Annotated in this window: 24 protein-coding genes and 1 pseudogene; 13 read left to right on the plus strand and 12 right to left on the minus strand. The window is 63.7% G+C overall.

The window, feature by feature from the left end:
• Window positions 1-2: 2 nt before the first annotated feature.
• Both HV711_RS05540 and HV711_RS05545 read right to left on the minus strand, forming a co-directional pair.
• The gene (locus tag HV711_RS05540) at window positions 3-284 is read right to left on the minus strand and encodes a hypothetical protein (protein WP_035478164.1); all 282 of its coding nucleotides are present in this window, start codon (window positions 282-284) and stop codon (window positions 3-5) included.
• A gap of 105 nt (window positions 285-389) precedes the next feature.
• Window positions 390-875, minus strand: coding sequence for a hypothetical protein (locus HV711_RS05545; RefSeq protein WP_035478165.1), 486 nt, complete (start codon window positions 873-875; stop codon window positions 390-392).
• Window positions 876-1,151: 276 nt separating this feature from the next.
• On the opposite strand from HV711_RS05545, the gene HV711_RS05550 reads away from it, so the two are divergent.
• Both HV711_RS05550 and HV711_RS05555 read left to right on the plus strand, forming a co-directional pair.
• Window positions 1,152-1,592 (plus strand): Hsp20/alpha crystallin family protein, encoded by a 441-nt coding sequence (locus HV711_RS05550; protein WP_013591858.1) that lies wholly within the window; start codon window positions 1,152-1,154, stop codon window positions 1,590-1,592.
• Window positions 1,593-1,616: 24 nt separating this feature from the next.
• Window positions 1,617-2,024, plus strand: a complete 408-nt coding sequence (locus HV711_RS05555; protein ID WP_013591859.1) for an Hsp20/alpha crystallin family protein — start codon at window positions 1,617-1,619, stop codon at window positions 2,022-2,024.
• Between the two features lie 92 nt (window positions 2,025-2,116).
• On the opposite strand, the gene HV711_RS05560 is transcribed toward HV711_RS05555, so the two are convergent.
• Window positions 2,117-3,208 carry a glycosyltransferase family 4 protein gene (locus tag HV711_RS05560; RefSeq protein ID WP_035478167.1) on the minus strand — a complete coding sequence of 364 codons (1,092 nt, stop codon included), beginning with the start codon at window positions 3,206-3,208 and terminating at the stop codon, window positions 2,117-2,119.
• Window positions 3,209-3,296: 88 nt separating this feature from the next.
• Window positions 3,297-3,470 (minus strand): hypothetical protein, encoded by a 174-nt coding sequence (locus HV711_RS05565; RefSeq protein ID WP_013591861.1) that lies wholly within the window; start codon window positions 3,468-3,470, stop codon window positions 3,297-3,299.
• A gap of 198 nt (window positions 3,471-3,668) precedes the next feature.
• Here HV711_RS05565 and HV711_RS05570 point away from each other — a divergent pair, with 198 nt between their 5' ends.
• The 6 genes from HV711_RS05570 (at window position 3,669) to HV711_RS05590 (ending at window position 6,356) form a co-directional block, all read left to right on the plus strand.
• Window positions 3,669-4,211 carry a DUF4142 domain-containing protein gene (locus HV711_RS05570; protein ID WP_013591862.1) on the plus strand — a complete coding sequence of 181 codons (543 nt, stop codon included), beginning with the start codon at window positions 3,669-3,671 and terminating at the stop codon, window positions 4,209-4,211.
• Between the two features lie 170 nt (window positions 4,212-4,381).
• Window positions 4,382-4,534: a DUF6496 domain-containing protein gene (locus HV711_RS05575; RefSeq protein WP_013591863.1), complete on the plus strand. Its 153-nt coding sequence runs from the start codon at window positions 4,382-4,384 to the stop codon at window positions 4,532-4,534.
• A gap of 51 nt (window positions 4,535-4,585) precedes the next feature.
• The gene (locus tag HV711_RS05580; RefSeq protein WP_082201388.1) at window positions 4,586-5,014 is read left to right on the plus strand and encodes a GFA family protein; all 429 of its coding nucleotides are present in this window, start codon (window positions 4,586-4,588) and stop codon (window positions 5,012-5,014) included.
• A gap of 58 nt (window positions 5,015-5,072) precedes the next feature.
• On the plus strand, window positions 5,073-5,198 hold the full coding sequence (locus HV711_RS33790; RefSeq protein ID WP_013591865.1) for a hypothetical protein: 126 nt from the start codon (window positions 5,073-5,075) through the stop codon (window positions 5,196-5,198).
• 168 nt (window positions 5,199-5,366) lie between these two features.
• Window positions 5,367-5,660, plus strand: a complete 294-nt coding sequence (locus tag HV711_RS05585; RefSeq protein ID WP_013591866.1) for a DUF6723 family protein — start codon at window positions 5,367-5,369, stop codon at window positions 5,658-5,660.
• 60 nt (window positions 5,661-5,720) lie between these two features.
• The gene (locus HV711_RS05590) at window positions 5,721-6,356 is read left to right on the plus strand and encodes a ParB/Srx family N-terminal domain-containing protein (protein ID WP_035478171.1); all 636 of its coding nucleotides are present in this window, start codon (window positions 5,721-5,723) and stop codon (window positions 6,354-6,356) included.
• Between the two features lie 35 nt (window positions 6,357-6,391).
• Here the strand turns inward: HV711_RS05590 and HV711_RS05595 are convergent.
• The 3 genes and pseudogenes from HV711_RS05595 to HV711_RS05605 form a co-directional block, all read right to left on the minus strand.
• Window positions 6,392-6,931: pseudogene (locus HV711_RS05595) on the minus strand (low affinity iron permease family protein).
• An 89-nt stretch (window positions 6,932-7,020) separates the two neighbouring features.
• Window positions 7,021-7,236, minus strand: coding sequence for an FmdB family zinc ribbon protein (locus HV711_RS05600; protein WP_013591869.1), 216 nt, complete (start codon window positions 7,234-7,236; stop codon window positions 7,021-7,023).
• Window positions 7,237-7,294: 58 nt separating this feature from the next.
• Window positions 7,295-9,460, minus strand: coding sequence for an ATP-binding protein (locus HV711_RS05605; RefSeq protein WP_035478173.1), 2,166 nt, complete (start codon window positions 9,458-9,460; stop codon window positions 7,295-7,297).
• Window positions 9,461-9,664: 204 nt separating this feature from the next.
• On the opposite strand from HV711_RS05605, the gene HV711_RS05610 reads away from it, so the two are divergent.
• Window positions 9,665-9,883: a DUF2795 domain-containing protein gene (locus HV711_RS05610; RefSeq protein WP_013341490.1), complete on the plus strand. Its 219-nt coding sequence runs from the start codon at window positions 9,665-9,667 to the stop codon at window positions 9,881-9,883.
• Window positions 9,884-10,034: 151 nt separating this feature from the next.
• Here HV711_RS05610 and HV711_RS05615 read toward each other — a convergent pair whose 3' ends face one another.
• Window positions 10,035-10,463, minus strand: a complete 429-nt coding sequence (locus tag HV711_RS05615; RefSeq protein ID WP_035478176.1) for a hypothetical protein — start codon at window positions 10,461-10,463, stop codon at window positions 10,035-10,037.
• Window positions 10,464-10,631: 168 nt separating this feature from the next.
• Here HV711_RS05615 and HV711_RS05620 point away from each other — a divergent pair, with 168 nt between their 5' ends.
• Together HV711_RS05620 and HV711_RS05625 are read left to right on the plus strand one after the other, a co-directional pair.
• On the plus strand, window positions 10,632-10,892 hold the full coding sequence (locus HV711_RS05620) for a hypothetical protein (protein ID WP_013591872.1): 261 nt from the start codon (window positions 10,632-10,634) through the stop codon (window positions 10,890-10,892).
• Window positions 10,893-10,941: 49 nt separating this feature from the next.
• Window positions 10,942-11,469 carry a GNAT family N-acetyltransferase gene (locus HV711_RS05625; protein ID WP_035478272.1) on the plus strand — a complete coding sequence of 176 codons (528 nt, stop codon included), beginning with the start codon at window positions 10,942-10,944 and terminating at the stop codon, window positions 11,467-11,469.
• A gap of 115 nt (window positions 11,470-11,584) precedes the next feature.
• Here the strand turns inward: HV711_RS05625 and HV711_RS05630 are convergent, their stop codons facing one another.
• Window positions 11,585-12,646 (minus strand): alkene reductase, encoded by a 1,062-nt coding sequence (locus HV711_RS05630; protein ID WP_013591874.1) that lies wholly within the window; start codon window positions 12,644-12,646, stop codon window positions 11,585-11,587.
• Between the two features lie 91 nt (window positions 12,647-12,737).
• Complete coding sequence (locus tag HV711_RS05635; protein ID WP_013591875.1) at window positions 12,738-13,055, minus strand: ArsR/SmtB family transcription factor; 318 nt, start codon at window positions 13,053-13,055, stop codon at window positions 12,738-12,740.
• Between the two features lie 311 nt (window positions 13,056-13,366).
• On the opposite strand from HV711_RS05635, the gene HV711_RS05640 reads away from it, so the two are divergent.
• Window positions 13,367-14,653 (plus strand): MFS transporter, encoded by a 1,287-nt coding sequence (locus HV711_RS05640; RefSeq protein ID WP_035478178.1) that lies wholly within the window; start codon window positions 13,367-13,369, stop codon window positions 14,651-14,653.
• A 3-nt stretch (window positions 14,654-14,656) separates the two neighbouring features.
• Here the strand turns inward: HV711_RS05640 and HV711_RS05645 are convergent, their stop codons facing one another.
• Window positions 14,657-15,073 (minus strand): PAS domain S-box protein, encoded by a 417-nt coding sequence (locus HV711_RS05645; RefSeq protein WP_028360165.1) that lies wholly within the window; start codon window positions 15,071-15,073, stop codon window positions 14,657-14,659.
• Window positions 15,074-15,216: 143 nt separating this feature from the next.
• Window positions 15,217-16,335 (minus strand): alanine dehydrogenase, encoded by a 1,119-nt coding sequence (gene ald / locus HV711_RS05650; RefSeq protein ID WP_035478181.1) that lies wholly within the window; start codon window positions 16,333-16,335, stop codon window positions 15,217-15,219.
• A gap of 335 nt (window positions 16,336-16,670) precedes the next feature.
• Here ald and HV711_RS05655 point away from each other — a divergent pair, with 335 nt between their 5' ends.
• On the plus strand, window positions 16,671-16,991 hold the full coding sequence (locus tag HV711_RS05655; RefSeq protein WP_013591879.1) for a YXWGXW repeat-containing protein: 321 nt from the start codon (window positions 16,671-16,673) through the stop codon (window positions 16,989-16,991).
• The last annotated feature ends 82 nt before the right edge of the window (window positions 16,992-17,073 follow it).

Consider the following 17,073-nt stretch of genomic DNA (forward strand, 5'->3'; position numbering starts at 1 on the left):
TGTCAGGGCCTGCCTGAACCGCCGGCAAATTTGAAATGCGCGACCGCCGCAGCGGCGTCGCGTTTGCCGCGGTGCCGCAGCTCTTCCGCGAGGAGCTGCTGGAACAGCGAGACTTGCGCGTCCCCATACATTTGACAGAACTCGGCGAGGGTTTCGGCAATCGCGCGCTTTTCGCTTTCCGGCGTCAAGGTACTGCCGATATGCGAAGAGCCGCGCGCCAGTTCCGGCAGGTACGCAAGGCGGGCGCTGGCTGCAGCGGCGCCGCCGGATTTTGCCTTCGGCATGGAGGTCTCTCAGGTTTTTTTATTAATGTACGGCGAGGCTGGCTCGCCGGTATGGTGTGGTAACCGACGTTGCCTGGAATTTATCGCGCGATCCTGAAGGAAATCTTAAGGCTGCGCGCGAGCCGCGAGGCCGCCTGGTTTCGGCTCTGCTGCAAGATGGCTCGTATCGGACAAGCCGCGCGGGCGGTCCACGTCCTCTTGCGCAGTCCGTCTGATGGGGGGCAATCCGCTGATCTTTTCAGCCAGCATCCGCTCGTACACGCCGAAATGCAGATCCACCTCCTCCTGCGTCACCACCGTCACGAAAATGCGCACCTGTGACGGCAGCAAGCCGAGCACCGTGGCAATCGCCGCTTCCAGTTGCGGGGCGCACAGGCGGTCTTCGGCGAAGGTGGTGCCCACCGAGATGTCGTACGCTTTTTCTTCTCGCACCGCAACATCCACGAGGCGCGCGCGAGCGCTCATGTTGTTCTCGATGGCAATGCGTATCACGTCGACGGCGGTGCGCATGCCCTCGGTGGGAAACCCCCTTGGCGAGCGCAGGCACACGCGGTGCCGTCCCAGAGTCAGCCAGTCCGAATCGAATTCCATGCCTTTCTCCGACACTTGTTTGATCTCGCACGACTATGTGGTTTCGCCTCTATTTTTCAAGGGCAAAAATTTGCAGGAAGGGTCTTGAAATCGTGTTGGGCGGATTTATTTTAGATTCCGCTCAGTGAGTGTTCCGGGCACGTAGAGAAGTAGACACGCCCCTTCCGGCGGCGCGCTGCATGCCCGATTTGTCTGTCAGCGGGTGCGGGCAGGCGGAGCGGAGCGCGTTGTCCCCGTCCGTCTCCTCGCCCCGGCACTACCGAGGAGGAAACGATCATGAGTGACCTTTACTTCGCGACCGACCTGTTCAGTCAGTTCGACCGTCTGCAGCAGCAGATGTCGGCGCTGTTCGGCGGTTTCCCTTCGAGCATCCGCTCCGGCCGCCTGCCGGCCTTTCCGCAAATCAATATCGGCACCACCGACGACTCAATCGAGATTGTCGCGTTCGCGCCGGGCATCGATCCGTCGCAACTCGACGTGTCCATCGACAAGGGCTTGCTGACGATTGCCGGCGAGCGCAAGCGCGTCGCGCCCGAGGCCGACGAGTCCACGCGTCAGTACGCGCAGGAGCGGTTCACGGGCTCTTTCCGCCGCGTGATCGAACTGCCGCAACAGGCCGATCCCGACAAGGTCGAGGCACGCTACTCGAACGGCTGTCTGTCGATCAGCGTCGGCAAGCGCGAATCGTCGAGGCCTCGCGCCATCGCCATTCAGTAATCATCAGCCGTGATGGAGGGAATCATGAGCGATACGACTCAAGTCGTCCAGAAGGATCAGCAGCCGGTGGCACGCGGTGAACGCGAGCAGGCTGAGCCGCGTGCGACGCTCACGCCGCCCGTCGACGTGATCGAGAACGCACATGGCGTCACGCTGTGGGCGGATTTGCCGGGCGTGTCCAAAGAGAAGCTGGAAGTGCGCGTGCACGACGGCAATCTGCATATCGAAGCGGAGGCGAGCGTGCCGACACGCGCGGGCCTGCGTCTGCAGCACGCGGAAATCCGCGCGCCGCATTTCAAGCGTTCCTTCACGCTGGGCGCGGAATTCGACACGTCGAAGATCGAAGCCAATCTGCAGGACGGCGTGCTGAAACTCGTCATTCCGCGACGCGAAGAAGCGCGGCCGCGCCGAATTGAAGTGAACGTCGGTTGATGCCGTTTGCCACGGCTCCTTCCTGGGGCCGTGGCTTTCACGCCCGCAGTGAGCCCGCAATTCGGCGATTCGGCGAGCGATTTGCCGAACGTTTAGCCGTATGCCTGTGCGTCGGCGTCGCTACCGGATGCCGGCACGGCCGCGCGCATGCCCGCTCCTGCGAGCAGGTGCTCGTACACGCGCAGGTAATCGTCGGCCATACGGGTCGCCGTGAAGCGCGCTTCAAATGCGCGGCGGCATTGCGCGCGATCTATGTCGCCGATGCGCGCCACGGCCTGCACGGCCTCTTCCACGTTGTCGACGATAAAGCCGCTGACGCCGTGCTCCAGGACCTCGGGCACCGCGCCGCGTCCGAACGCAATGACCGGCGTGCCGCAGGCCATCGCCTCGATCATCACCATGCCGAACGGTTCGGCCCATTCCACAGGAAGAAGCAGTGCCCGCGCGTGGCGCAGCAATTCCTTGCGCAGCGTTCCGCCGACTTCGCCGAGATAGTCGGTGAAATCGCGCGACCGCTCGAGCAGCGGTTCGATCTGTTGTGCGAAATATTCGCGTTCGCCGGGATGCAGCTTGCCCGCCATCTTCAACGGAAGCCCCGTGCGTCTTGCAATGTCCACCGCCAGGTCGGGCCGCTTGCCGGGCATCAGACGGCCGAGAAACAGCAAATAGTCGCCGGGTAGCGGCTGGAACTCGAATTCGTCGCGCGGCAGGCCGTGATGGACCGTCGCCAGCCAGTTCGCGGACGGCACCGGCTTGCGCTGATCGTCGGAGATCGAGACGAGCGGCGCGGCGGCGAATTCGCGAAAGAGCGGCCCATGATCCACCGGCAGTAACTGGCCGTGCAGCGTGGTGAGCGAATTGCACGGCAGCGACCGCGCGAGCGGAAAATGCAGCGGGTCGCCATGAAAATGCACGACGTCGAACTCATGTGCGAGATGCGCGACGCGCGCGAGCTGCCGTACATGATGCGTGAGCGTGTCCCACACGGCCGTGTCGCGCCATAGCCCCCGCTCGCAGATCGGCACGAGCCGCGCTGCGGTGCTGGAGTCGGCCGTGGCGAACAGGGTGACGTCGTGGCCGCGTCGAACGAGTTCTTCGGTCAGGTAGGAGACCACGCGCTCGGTCGCCCCATAGGCAAAGGGCGGAACGCTTTCGTACAGGGGTGCGACTTGAGCGATTCTCACAGGCTATCGTGTGTTGAGGTTGAATGGCGGCCGCGTCCGCGAAGCAAGGCGGGCGCGGCCTTCGCGGCAGGCTTCAGGACGACAGGCTTCAGGACTTGTCCTTCTTCACTTCCGACAGGTCGCTTTCCTTCACTTCCGCTTGACGGACGGTGGTGCCGTCATCACCGGTTTCCGACACGTCGGTTTCGAATGTCCGTTCGCCGGATTCGCCACCGGCTTCGTTTTGCGTCGACTCGTCGGGACCTTTGGGTTTCGTAGTCATTGCGTTCTCCCTCTGTTTGGTTGGAAGGCAAAGGCAACCAGCAAGGGGCGGTCCCGCAGCCGTGCCCGCGTTCGAGCGGGGCAGATAAAAAAAACTCACTGCTCTGACGCGCCGCGGCATGCGGGTTGCTGCGCCGTGGGCGTCGCAACGAACATTGCGCCACTTTGCTACCCCGTTCGAACCTCAGTGAGGAAACGCATGAAGAAGATGACAGTCATTGCACTAGCGTGCGGTTGTTTCAGCCTCGTTCCGGTCGCTGCGAACGCGCAGACGGAAGCCGCCTCGACCACTGCCGCCAACCCGCTCCCGCAGGTGGACAAAGATTTCGTGCAGGCGGCCTCGATGTCTTCGTCGACGGAAATCGACGCTTCCAAACTGGCGACCAAAAACTCAAGCGACAAGGACGTGAAGTCGTTCGCGCATCACATGATGATCGATCACACGAAGCTGACGCTCGAACTGAAGATGGCCGCGCCGCATGGCGTGGAAGTGCCGAAGGACAATTCGGATACGAGCGTGCTCGACGCGCTCAAGCCGTTGAAGGGCAAGCAATTCGATCAGGCCTATATCCAGAAGGTCGCCCTCGAGGGGCACAAGAAGACGATTGCCGCCTTCGAGAAGGAAATCGCCGACGGGCAGAACGCGAAACTCAAGGAAGCCGCGCAGAAGGGGCTGCCTACCATCAAGGAGCACTATCAGCGCGCGCAGCAACTCGCGTCGAAGAAGGGCGTGTCGGAATAGTCACAGGCAACGGCTGCACTCGCGCGACGGCTTGATGCGGCGGCGCCCGGGCGTGTCCGACGCCGCGGTGCGCAGCACGCCGTGTGGCACGTGGCGTGCTGCGTTTTTAATAGCAGCCGTGGCTTGCCGCGGTTGCGTCCCGATTAACGCGTCGACTGAAGGAGAGGATCATGCCGCTGAAAAGAGGAACGTCCAGAGAAACCGTGTCGCGCAACATCAAGACCGAAACGAAACATGGCAAGCCGCATAAACAGGCGGTCGCCATCGCGCTGAATCAGGCCCGCAAATCCGGCGCAAAGATTCCGAAAAAGAGTGACAAGTAGCGCACGAACCACGCTCTATTGACATCACAACGCCGGACCGGAGGCTGCAGCATGAGCACTGAAGGCGCACAACACGATCAGGTTGGAAAAATCGAGCAGACAGGCGGATGCGCCTGCGGCGCCGTGCGGTTTCGCGTGAGCGCCATGCCGCGGCGCGTATCGCTGTGTCATTGCATGACGTGCCGGCGTGTACATGGCAGCGCATTCGGCGCTTACGCGATGTTTGCGCGCGACGCTGTCGAGTTCTCCGGTCTGATCCATGTATGGCAAAGCTCGCCTGAAGGACGGAGGTATTTCTGTCCGGCGTGCGGATCGGTGGCCTTCATGGCATATGTGGGAAGCGATGAACTCGACGTCCCGCTCGGCGCTTTCGATAACGTCGGCGTATATGAGCCGAGTTACGAACTGTGGTGTTGCCACAGGGAGCCGTGGTTGCCGAAAGGCGTACGTACGGAATATGCGGAAGACAGTCCCCGATAGTCGCGCCATGCGGCAGGGGACGCGCCGCAACAGGTACTTTTGATCAAAAGGAGTCGAAATGAGCGATCCGAAGCAATCCAATGCACAACCTGGCAATCCGAAGAATGCCGGCAAGCAGAACGGCCAGCAACAGCAGAACCAGCAGAAGACGCCGCAGCACCAGGGCGGACAACGTCAGCCCTGACTTTTTGTTGCAAGCGGTAGCGGCGTCGCATTGCGGACGCTGATGTCCCGGCTGACGGGAAAGAGCGCGGCGCGCATTCGATGTGCGCCGCGCCCGCGTATGCGCGAGCGCCACGCTCCTTTTTTCAAGGCCCCTAACCAGTCGACGATAGCAATTGCAGGCATCGAGATGGTGAGAAGGAAGCTGCACTTTCACAATAGTTCGCTGCGGGCCCTCGCATCGCCGGACGGTATCGCCACCAGCGCAAGCGACTACAGGATCTACCCGACGTATCGCCGCACCGCGACCGGCACGTTTACCGGGGACCTGAAGGTCGTGCGGACGACGGACGACCGCCTGATCTTCCCCTATGACGGTGCGCCGATGATCGGTCCGTTCGACACCGCGCTCGAAGCGCGCGAGGCGGCGGCGCGTAAGGGCGCTGAAGTGGTCGCCGCGGATTTGCTGAACCCGGAACCGTGAGGTGCGCAAAGCGCGCACCACGCCCCGCACGAATAACAGGCTGCAGGCAGGGAGACAACGATGAAGACGCTGGAAATCGAGCGTATACGGCCAACTCAGGTGACGCACGGCATGCGCGAGGTGCGTGAGAAGACGCGCTTCTATCAATCGCTGAGCGGTCACGATCTGAAGATGGCGATCGCCGAAAAGCCGGTTCCGATCGTTCTCGGGCCGGGCGGCGAAGCGTTTGCGACCGATCATCACCACGTGGCCGCGGCGCTGTGGCACGCGGATATCAAGTTGGTACCGGTCGTGCTGGTGAAAGACTTGTCCACCTGCTCGCCGGCCGAATTCTGGCTCGCGCTCGAGGACAATCGCTGGGCGTATCCGTACGATGAGCGCGCCCAGCGAGTGCCCTTCGCGGAGATGCCATTGCATGTATGGGAACTGGTCGACGACGAGTTCCGCAGTCTGGCCGCGTCGGTGCGCGAGGCCGGCGGTTATAGGAAAACGAGTGTGCCGTTGGCGGAATTCCGTTGGGCGGATCTGTTCCGCAAGCTGCTGCCGCGTCCGGCAAACGACGAGGAGTACGAAGCACTAGTGAAGCGAGCGCTGGACCTGGCGAAGAGCGAGGCAGCGCTCGGGCTGCCGGGTTATGAGGGGCCGGACAGCGGCCCGGACAACGGGCCGGACGGTAACGTCCCCGACGGCAGCTAGCTCGCTCGCGGCGCCGATCCTGCGGGACACCTTGGTCAGGCGCGCTCGCTTTCCTCGTTGCCGCTCTTCACCTTGTCCGCGGCGGTTTTTTCTACGCACGCGTCGACGTCCACGCTCTCCCTGCCGTGCGCGCCCGCGCGGCTGGCAAGCCGCAGATAGGCGGCCGCGAGGCGCCGTAGATCGTCCTCGGAGGCGTCTTCAATACCGATCAGTTGATTGTTCGCCGCGCGATGCGACGCGAGCAATTCGTTCAGCTTGAGATGCATCGCGACGCTGTCCTTGTTCTGACTTTGCTGGATCAGAAACACCATCAGAAACGTGATGATCGTGGTGCCGGTATTAATGACCAGTTGTCACGCGTCGGAGTAGTGAAAGAGCGGGCCGGTGATGCCCCATACGATCACGATGATGATCGCAAGGCCGAAGGCGATCGGCGATCCGGCAATTCGCGTGACGGAGCTTGCGAACGTGTCGAAGGCGCGCGTGACGGGATTGCTTGCCGCATAGGCGGGGCTGGAGGTCGGCGGAACGGTCTCCATGCTGTCCGAGCTGGAGCGCACCTTTGCTGGTTCCATTTTTACTTCTCCCGGAGTGGTTCTGCTTTGCTGATAGCACGCCTCGTGCCGACCGCGGGAGCCGTTGCCGGTAATCTTGACGAGGAGGGTCAGCAGCAGGAGCACCCGCCCCGGTGCCGCATGCCATAGCTGCCGGTTTCCTCGCTTGCTTGCGCCGAACCGCCGCCCAGCGACGGTGCGCCGATCACCACGCGTGCGGCGGCATTTCCGCATTGCGGGCAGGGCGCGGGCTCGTCGCGCTCGGCAATGCGGCGGACTGTTTCAAAGTTGCCGCACTCGGCGCACGCGTAGTCGTAAACTGGCATGGGTGTCGATCGGTGAGAAGAATGATGAAGGGCCGTTAGCCGTCGTGAGAGCCTTAGTTTAGTCGACGTCGGTCTGCGGTTGCTCCAGCTTCGCACGCACGCGCTCCGCGAGTACTTCCGGAGAGAACGGCTTTCTGATCACGTCCATGTCGACGAGCGCGTCCCCCGGCGCGTAGCCGGTGACGAGAATGACGGGCATCCACGCATAACGCTGCCTCACGGACTCCGCGATCTGGCGTCCGTTGAGCGCGCCGGGCAGGGCCACGTCGCTGATCAGCAGATCGAAACGGGCGCCCGCATGCAGGAGCCGCAGCGCCGCGGCGCCGCTGTCCGCTTCGAGCACGCGGTAGCCCTGTTCCCGCAATTGTTCGGCTGTGACTTCGCGGACAATCTCTTCGTCCTCGACCAGCATGATGGTTTTCGCCGGGTCTTGGTGCTCCTCTTCCGCATCTTCCCGTTGCACGGAGGCCGGCATGCACAGGCGCACGGTGGTCCCTTTGCCGAGCGCCGTTTCAATCTGCACGATGCCGCCGGACTGCCTCACAAAACCGTAAATCTGACTCAGGCCGAGGCCGACGCCCTGGCCCGACGGCTTCGTCGTAAAGAACGGTTCGAACGCGTGCTCCATGATTTTCGGCGACATGCCCATGCCGGTGTCGGACACCGCGATGCAGCAGTAGCGGCCGGGTTGTGCGTCTTCGAAGTCGGCGACCTCGGCTTCGCTCAGGATCACCTCGCTTGTGCTGATGGTGAGCCAGCCGCCGTCCGGCATCGCATCGCGAGCGTTGACGCACAGATTGACGAGCGCGCTTTCCAGCTGGGTCGGGTCGCATTGCACGAGCCAGGTGCCGTCGCCGAGTTTGAGTTCGACGTTGATGCCGGCACCGACCACGCGCCGAATCATGTCTTCCATGTCGTGCGCGATGGCATCGAGGCTGACGAGCCGCGGCTCGAGCGTCTGCTGACGGCCGAACGCAAGCAGACGGTGCGTGAGCGTCGCCGCGCGCACCGCGCCTTTTTCGGCGCGCTCCACGAGAGTGACGACGTCGGTAGGGCGGCCCTGTTGCATGCGCACGCGAATCAGGCTCAGGCAACTCATGATCGCCTGCAGCATGTTGTTGAAATCGTGCGCGATGCCGCCGGTCAGCTGGCCGATCGCCTTCAGTTTTTCGCTGTGACGCAGGCGCTCTTCCGCGCGCGAGCGTTCGCGCGTTTCCTCATGAAGCGTGTCCAATGCCCGCTGCAATTCGGCCGTGCGCTCGGAGACGCGCCGCTCAAGTTCCTCGCCGCTGCGTTCGAGCGCTTCGCGTATGCGAGCCTGGTCCTCGATATCCGTCGATGTGCCGAGCCACGTCACCGTGCGTCCTTCGGGGCGCACCGGTCTCGCGCGAGTCTGGAACCAGCGGTAAGCGCCGTCCGCGCGGCGGATGCGGTGCGCGACCGCATATTCGCCCTTCACCTCACACGTGCTCCATGCGATCATCGTCGCGTCGCGGTCGTCGGGATGAATCGCGTCGAGCCATCCGAGCCCCCGGCTGATCTTCTCCGGCAGGCCGCTGTATTCGATCCATTGCGGACTGTCCCAGGTGCGCTCACCGGTGCTCGTGCAGGTGAACACCAGTTGCGGAATCTGCGTGGCCAGCATGCGGTAGCGTTCTTCGCTTTCGCGCAGCCACGTCGCGTGCTTGTGGGTTTCTGCGGCGATTCTGAGCCGTTCGACGGCCGCGGCGAGCAGGTTCGCATAGGAGCGCAGAAATTCGGTGTCGGCGTCGTCGAAGTTGCGCGGATGGCGGCTGTCCACCTGCAGCACGCCATACGCGGGCCGGTCCTTGCCCCCGAGAATCACCACGTTGATGAGCGCCTTCACCCCCGCATCGACGATGAACTGCGAATAGCGAAAGCGCGTTTCATTCTCGATGTCGGGCGAGATGGCGGGCTTGCCGGTTTGCAGCGCATAACCTTCGGACGAGCCGCGCTCGGCGCGCGCCTTCGCCACGCCCACGACGCCAGGCGGCCAGCCGACGCCCGCGCGCACGACCAGTGTGATACGGTCCTTCTGCAATTCCATCACCTTCGCCATGTCCGTTTGCAACGCTTCGGCCACAAGACGACACGCTTCGGTGAGGATTTCGTCGAGGTCGTCAGAGCGCAGCGCGAGCTCGCCGAATCGCGCGAGAATCGCCTGCTGGTTCACCAGAATTGCTTCGCGGTCCGCAGTACTCACGGCAAGTTCCTTTGCTTGCTGACGGAGACGAAAGTGGGCCGCCCTGAGTGCGGCGGCCCGCTTCCGTACTACGAGCCAGATTCATTCCCGCTACCGCCATCTAACGTTTCGCACGGACGCAGCAGATGCGAGGCGCGCATGCCCGCGAGGAACGCGCCATGCTGCACGTCTGCCACCTGATTAGCGAACCCCAAGGAGATGCATATGGCGTCCAATTCGAATTCGAACGGCGGCCCGATTCGCAAATTCATCGATGTCCAGAAAGCGCTCAAGGGCGCCTCGTATCCCGCCGACAAGGCGAGTCTGCTGGACACGGCGAAGGGCAACGGCGCCGACGACGAGGTGCTCGACGCGCTCGAACGCTTGCCGGAGCAGGAGTACGGCAGTCCCGCGGAAGTCTCGAAAGGCGTGGGCAACGAGTAATGTGGCGCGGACCGGCGCCTGCCACGATGTGCGAGGCGCCGCCTCCGCTGTCAAATCTGCAAGCGACGGAAGTAACTACAAGTTGAAGTAAACCGCGGCAATGGCGCGTGCAACAGACGCCGTGGCCACGCGTTGCGCAGACGTGCGCCCGTCACGTCTGCGAAAGTTCGGCGAGCATGACCGAGAGTGTGCCGGCTTCGTTCTGCACACCGGCGTCGAGATTGATCGCGCCAGGCATTTCCGTTTCGATTGCCCGCAGCAGGCGCGGAGTGAACGACGCGCCGAAGCTCGCAATCATCGCTTCGCGCTTGCTGTCGTCGGCTTGCGCAAGCTGGCGCAATTCGTCGAGCGGCACGCCGACGAACAGATTGAGTGGATAGGGCGGGGTGTCGGCATCGCGGGGCTCCGCGCGACCAGCGTCGGAGGCCGGTGCGCGAATGCGCAAGCCCGGCTGCAGATGCGCCTCGAATTCAGCCGTCACTTCGTAGTGGGGTGCGAAGTTGAGCGACGTCTTCGCTTCGCTCTCGAGAAAGGGTGCCACGCCGTCGAGGCGCGCGAGTTCTTCGTCGCTGAGCAGCATGATCGGTTTTCCTCCTGCGTGTCGAACCAAGACCAGATTAGCTTCGAAGCAAGCCGCTTGCCGGGTCGTGCGCGATGCTGCGCGCCCACGCGCGGGCACAGCCGATGCTGCGGATATCGACTAACAGAGGCCGCGCCTCGGGCGACGGCGAACTAAACGGGTGCTACGATGCATTGGAATGTGAAAAGCGCGTTGCTGGCTGTCTGGATCGCCGCGCTGGCCGTGGGCGGCTCGGGCTGCAAGAAAGTGGACGACACCAGTAAGGACACCCTGAGTTCCGGGAGCAGCGGCGTGATGAGCAATTCCGCCGGCGCAAAAGGAACTAGCGGTGAGAGCGACGCCGCGAAGCGCGCGAGCGATGCCGCAGCGGCGTCCGGCCAGTCGGGCAGCGCGGCGCCGGCAGCTTCGGCTGCTTCGTCGAGTCAGTAACGCGTTGAAGCACGGCGAGTTCACGATCAACCCATCAATTCCGATCTGCATGCAGCCATCCAGCGACATCGCTTTCCGTTTCGCCGCGCCTGACGATGCCGAAACCGTTCGCACCATCGAATTCGACGCGGGCCTGCGCTTTGCGAGTGTCGGCATGGCGGGCATTGCGGATGCGCCGCCCATGAGCCTTACGCTTGTCGAGCGCAAGATTGCGGCGCGCGAGATCATCGTCGCGGTGGATCGCGATGGGACGTCTGCCGGATTCGTGATGTTCGAACCGCAGCCCGCGCGTATCTATGTTCAGGAGCTGGACGTCCTCACTTCGCATGCAGGGCGGCGCATTGGCGCGGCGCTGATCGACGAGGTCGCGCAGCTTGCGCGTTCGCGTAGGCTCATGCAACTGAATCTGTCGACGTATCGCGAGGTGCCATGGAATGCGCCGTATTACCGGCGTCTTGGCTTTAGCGATATCGAAGAAGCCGACCTCGACGCCGCACTGATTGCGCGACGCGAAGCGCATATCGCGCGCGGTCTCGACGAATCGAAACGCGTGTTCATGCGCCGCGATCTTGGCTGACACGCCAAGCCGCGCGATGCAGACGCGAGGCGTGGCGGGACGGCACAAAAAAACGCGGCGGCCGCCGCCGGAGTTTTGCTCCGGCCACGCCCGCCGCTTGTTGCTTCAGTCTTGCTTACTCCACCGTTTCCAGCGCCGGATAATCGACGTAGCCGGTTTCGCCGCGTGCATAGTAAGTGGACGGATCGGGCTTGTTCAGCGGCGCGTTGGTCGCAAAGCGGCGCACCAGATCCGGGTTCGCGATGAACAACTGACCCCACGCCACTGCGTCCGCCTCGCCGGCGTCGAGCACTTGCTGCGCGGTCTCCTTCGTGAACTTTTCGTTCGCGATGTACGGGCCGCCGAACGCTTTCTTCAATTGCGGACCCAGGCGGTCTTCGCCCAACGCTTCGCGCGCGGCAATGAACGCGATCTTGCGCTTGCCGAGTTCGCGCGCCACATAACCGAAGGTGGCTGCCGGGTTCGAGTCGCCCATGTCGTGCGCGTCGCGACGCGGCGCGAGATGCACCCCGACGCGGTTGGCGCCCCACACGTCGATGCACGCGTCGGTGATTTCGAGCAGCAAACGCGCGCGGTTTTCGATCGGGCCGCCGTATGCGTCGGTACGCTGGTTGGTGCTGTCCTGCAGGAACTGGTCGAGCAGATAGCCGTTCGCGCCGTGCACTTCCACACCGTCGAATCCTGCTGCTTTCGCGTTCTCCGCGCCCTTGCGGAACGCCTCGACAATGCCGGCGATTTCATCGAGTTCCAGCGCGCGCGGCGTCACATACGGACGCTCGGGGCGCACGAGGCTCACGTGGCCTTTCGCTGCGATGGCGCTCGGCGCGACCGGCAGTTCGCCGTTCAGGAACAGCGGATCGGAAATGCGGCCCACGTGCCACAGCTGCAGGAAGATCTTGCCGCCTGCAGCGTGCACGGCCTTCGTCACGAGCTTCCAGCCTTCCACCTGTTGCTGCGACCAGATACCCGGCGTTTCGGCATAGCCCACGCCTTGCGGCGTGACGGAGGTCGCTTCGCTAATGATGAGGCCCGCCGTTGCGCGCTCGGCGTAGTACTTCGCCATCAGCGCGTTCGGCACGCGGATTTCCTCGGCGCGCTGGCGCGTAAGCGGCGCCATGATGATGCGGTTGGACAACGTGAGGTCGCCAATTTGCAGCGGATCGAAAAGAGTCGGCATAAATGTTCACCTTTGGCGAAGGCGCGGACGCCTTGCCGAAAAATAGTTGCGCGGCAACGAGAAGTGAAGGAAAGCGGCGATGCGAGACGGCTCAGAGCTTCGAGTTCATATGCTCGAGAAACGCCTGAATAACGGGCTCGTTGCGTTTGAAGAACACCCATTGCCCCACACGTTTCGACGTGACGAGTCCGGCGCGCTGCAACGCCGCGAGGTGAGCCGACACGGTGGACTGCGAGAGCCCGCAGCGCGCGTCGATCTTGCCCGCGCAAACGCCATGGTCGAGCGGGAGCTCCTGATCGGCGAAATGCGCATACGGCTCGCGCAGCCAGCCAAGAATCTCGCGACGCACCGGATTGGCGAGCGCCTTGTGGATCGCGTCGATGTCCGGCGCGATGGGGGTTCGTTTCATTCGTCAACTACCGTCATGCTGTTCAACAGTCAGGCGCGCGGCGGCGGCCGCCGGACGCCTCTATCGCTACGGAACGGAGTATATATCGTAATTTTACGATATGCATGGAGGCACTACTCGCGGTGGGGGAATGGCCTTGTCGACCCACTCCGCGCAGGCACAAGCCGCGCGCGCATCCGCCGCAATCCGATACTCACGGCCTTATCCCCGGTATCCGCAATTGCCGATCTCCGATGCTCAGCGCCTTTGCCGCATACAATGCGAGACGAACAAGGGTCGCCTTCGCCGAACCTTAAAAACGCACGCCATCGATGACAACCCCCGAAACGCCTCGCAACCTTCAGCACGCACAGTCCGGCGCGCCCGCGCGCGCTGCCGCGGACACGCCGGCGCCCCACGATTCGCGCGCCCGTACGATCGCGCTGGCGGCGAGCCTTGCCTTGATCGCCTTCTCGTTACGCACGCCGATTACGAGCGTGGGTCCCATACTGCTCGAAGCGGTGCGGGCGACTCATCTGTCGCGCACCGGCGCGAGCGTGCTGACCACCTTGCCGTCGCTGTGCTTCGGCCTGTTCGGACCGCTTGCGCCGTTGCTCGCACGGCGCCTCGGCAGTGAGCGCGCATTGCTCGCGCTGCTGATACTGCTGACACTCGGCACCGCGTTGCGGGTCGTCCCAGCATGGCAGGTGCTGTATGTCGGTCAGATCGTGGCCTGTTTTGCCATCGGCCTGATGAACGTGCTGCTGCCGGGCGTGGTGAAGCGCGACTTTCCGCATCATGTCGCGTTGATGACGGGGATCTACAGCGCCGCCATGTGCGCGGGCGCCGCCGCGGCCGCGGCGGCCACCGTGCCCGCCGCCAACGCGATCGGGCATCTGTTCGGCGGCGCGGGCGGCAACGCGTGGGCGTGGGCATTGGCACTGTGGGCCTTGCCGGTTGCGCTCGCGACGCTCGTGTGGGGCGTGCGTCTGCCCGCCAGGGCCTCGCATACTGCAAGACGCGTCCATGTGGTGAGCGGACTGTGGCGAGACCCGCTGGCGTGGAAGGTCACGCTGTTCATGGGGTCGCAATCGTCGCTGGCTTATATCGTGTTCGGCTGGCTGCCGACAGTGCTTCGCACGCGCGGCATGAGCGCTGTCGACGCCGGATTCATGCTGTCGCTGAGCGTCGTCACGCAGGCGGTTGCGTCGCTCTTGCTGCCGTTTCTGCTTGCTCGTCTGCGCGATCAGCGCGTGGTGAATGTGAGTGCGCTGCTGTTGACGGGCGTGGGGTTGATGGGCTGCTTCTTCGCACCTCTATCCACCATATGGATAGCCGCACTGCTGCTCGGCATGGCGCAGGGCGCGTCGTTCACGCTGGCGCTCACCGTTATCGGCCTGCGTTCGTACGACTCGCACGTGGCCGCGCAGCTATCGAGCATGGCTCAAGGCATCGGCTATCTGATCGCGTCATGTGGACCGTTCATTGCCGGATCGCTGCTCCATGCAACCGGTTCGCTGAACAGCCTGGCCGCGCTATGTGCAGGCGTATGCGTGGTGTCGGCCTGGTTCGGTTACGCGGCGGGGCGGCCGGAGCATGTCAAGGCGCACGTCGAGTAGGCGTTACACAGGGCCGCCGTGACGGGCAACGGCCCGTTCTTGTTCGACGCGAGCGGTGACGTCACGCGCCACGGCCACGGAGCCGCACGCGCTGCCGTCTGCATCGACGACCAGCGCGAAGGTCATCTCCACATAGAGTTTGCGGCCTTCCTTGTGGATCGCGCTCGTCAGGGTCGCGCGGCCGTGCGTCCTGGTCACGCCGCTTGCCATGGCCGCCTCGAAGCCGCGCCAGTGCGCCGCGCGCAAACGTTCGGGGATGATCATATCGAGATTCTGGCCGAGCGCCTCGGCGGCGCTGTGGCCGAACAGTGCGGCGGCGGCGCGGTTCCAGCGCACGATGGTGCCGGAGCGGTCCGCGTAGATGGCGGCATCGGCCATCTGATCGAATATCCATTCCGCTAGTGCTGGCGCTTCTGTCATACGCTCACTCCTGAATGGCAGAGAATCATGCAGACTTCGGTGGGCGAACGGTTTTCCGTCGACGGGGCGGGAAAAAGCCGCGCCCTTCGTTGAGCCAGACAAAGAAGCGGCGTGCCCGAAGCTGCCGGACAACGCCTGGCCGATCACATCGCCATGACGGATTCCGGCGACTCCCACGTGTAGTCGAGCGCCTCCGCCACTTCGCGGCAGGTCACCTTGCCGAGCGCGACATTCAGGCCGTTACGAAGATGCGCGTCGTCCTGCAATGCCTTGCGCCAGCCTTTGTCCGCGATTTGCAGCGCGAACGGCAGCGTTGCGTTGTTCAGCGCATACGTCGAGGTGCGCGGCACGCCGCCCGGCATGTTCGCGACGCAGTAGTGCACCACGTCGCCCACTCTGTAGGTCGGCTCGGCATGCGTGGTGGGCCTCGCCGTCTCGCAGCAGCCGCCTTGATCGATAGCCACGTCGACGATCGCGGCGCCCGGCTGCATGGCTTCGACCATCGCGCGTGTCACGAGTTTCGGCGCGGCCGCGCCGGGAATCAGCACGCCGCCGATGACGAGATCGGCTTCGAGCACGTGTTTTTCGACATTGTCCTGATTCGAAAACACGGTCATCACGCGGGCGCCGAGCAGACGGTCCATGCGCCGCAATGCGTCCAGATTGCGATCGATCACCGCGACCTGAGCACCGGTGCCCACGGCAATCTGCGCGGCGTTCGAGCCGACCACGCCCGCGCCGAGAATTACGATTTTCGCCGATGGCACGCCCGCAACGCCGCCAAGCAGAATGCCCTTGCCGCCATGCGCACGCTCCAGACAAAACGCGCCTGCCTGAATGGACATGCGGCCCGCAACCTCGGACATGGGAGCGAGCAACGGCAAGCCGCCGGCTGCTTGCGTGACGGTCTCATAGGCAATGCAGACGGCGTTGCTCTTCACGAGATCGGCGCATTGCGCCGGGTCCGGCGCAAGATGCAGATAGGTGAAGAGGATCTGGCCTTCGCGCAGCATGGCGCGCTCGCCCGCCTGCGGCTCTTTCACCTTGATGATCAACTCCGCCGTTGCGAACACCTCTTCGGCGCGCGGCACGATCTTCGCGCCGGCCTTTTCATAGACTGCGTCCGATGCGCCGATGCCGTTGCCGGCGCCTGTTTCGACAGTGACCGTATGCCCGTGCGCTACCATTTCGCGGACCGACGACGGTGTCAGTCCCACACGGTATTCGTGGTTCTTGATTTCCTTTGGAACGCCAACGTGCATGTCATCCTCCAGTTGCGGATAAACCGCTCTGTGATTTTTTTGTGCGCTGCGGCAATGCGGCGAGCGCCGCCGGCGCCTGCGTCGCCATGACAGCTTGCGCAGACGTGGCGCATGCAGCGCGCGGCGGCGTCGTGAACCAGCATACGCCCGATTGCCGCGTACCGCTGGCCTTGCCCCGAAGGCAATTAGAGCCGGTGGCTGGGCGGCGATCAGTTCGTCAGCGATCATAGCGGGGCGCTGGTCCGTGAAAATCCAGCGACGGATTTTCGAAGCTGCTCCGTTCAAGAGGAAACGAAGCCGCATCGTGCTTCGATATTCAAACGGGAGAAACCAGCATGACATCGACAAAACCGCTTCGGCTCGCGAGCCTCGTGCTTGCCGCCGCATTAGCCTCTGGCGCTGCGCTCACCTCGGCGCCCGCGCTCGCGCAGGCCGTGATCGTCGCGCCGGTGGCGCCGCCGCCGCCGCGCGTCGAGGTCGTGCCGGCGCCGCGCGCGGGCTACGTGTGGGATCAGGGCCGCTGGCGTTGGTATCGCGGCCGCTATGTGTGGGTGCCCGGCCATTGGCAGACGGTGCGCCCCGGCTATCACTGGGTGCCCGGCCATTGGGTGCAGCGCGGTCCGCACTGGCGCTGGGTCGAAGGTCATTGGGCGTGAACGGCTTTGCGCAACCTGTCAGGCGACTGTCATGAAAACACTTGTGATATTCCTGCTTGCGGCGATGTTGGCGGGCTGTGTG

Origin of the sequence: Paraburkholderia phenoliruptrix, from assembly GCF_902859825.1 — a bacterium.
GTDB lineage: Bacteria > Pseudomonadota > Gammaproteobacteria > Burkholderiales > Burkholderiaceae > Paraburkholderia > Paraburkholderia phenoliruptrix.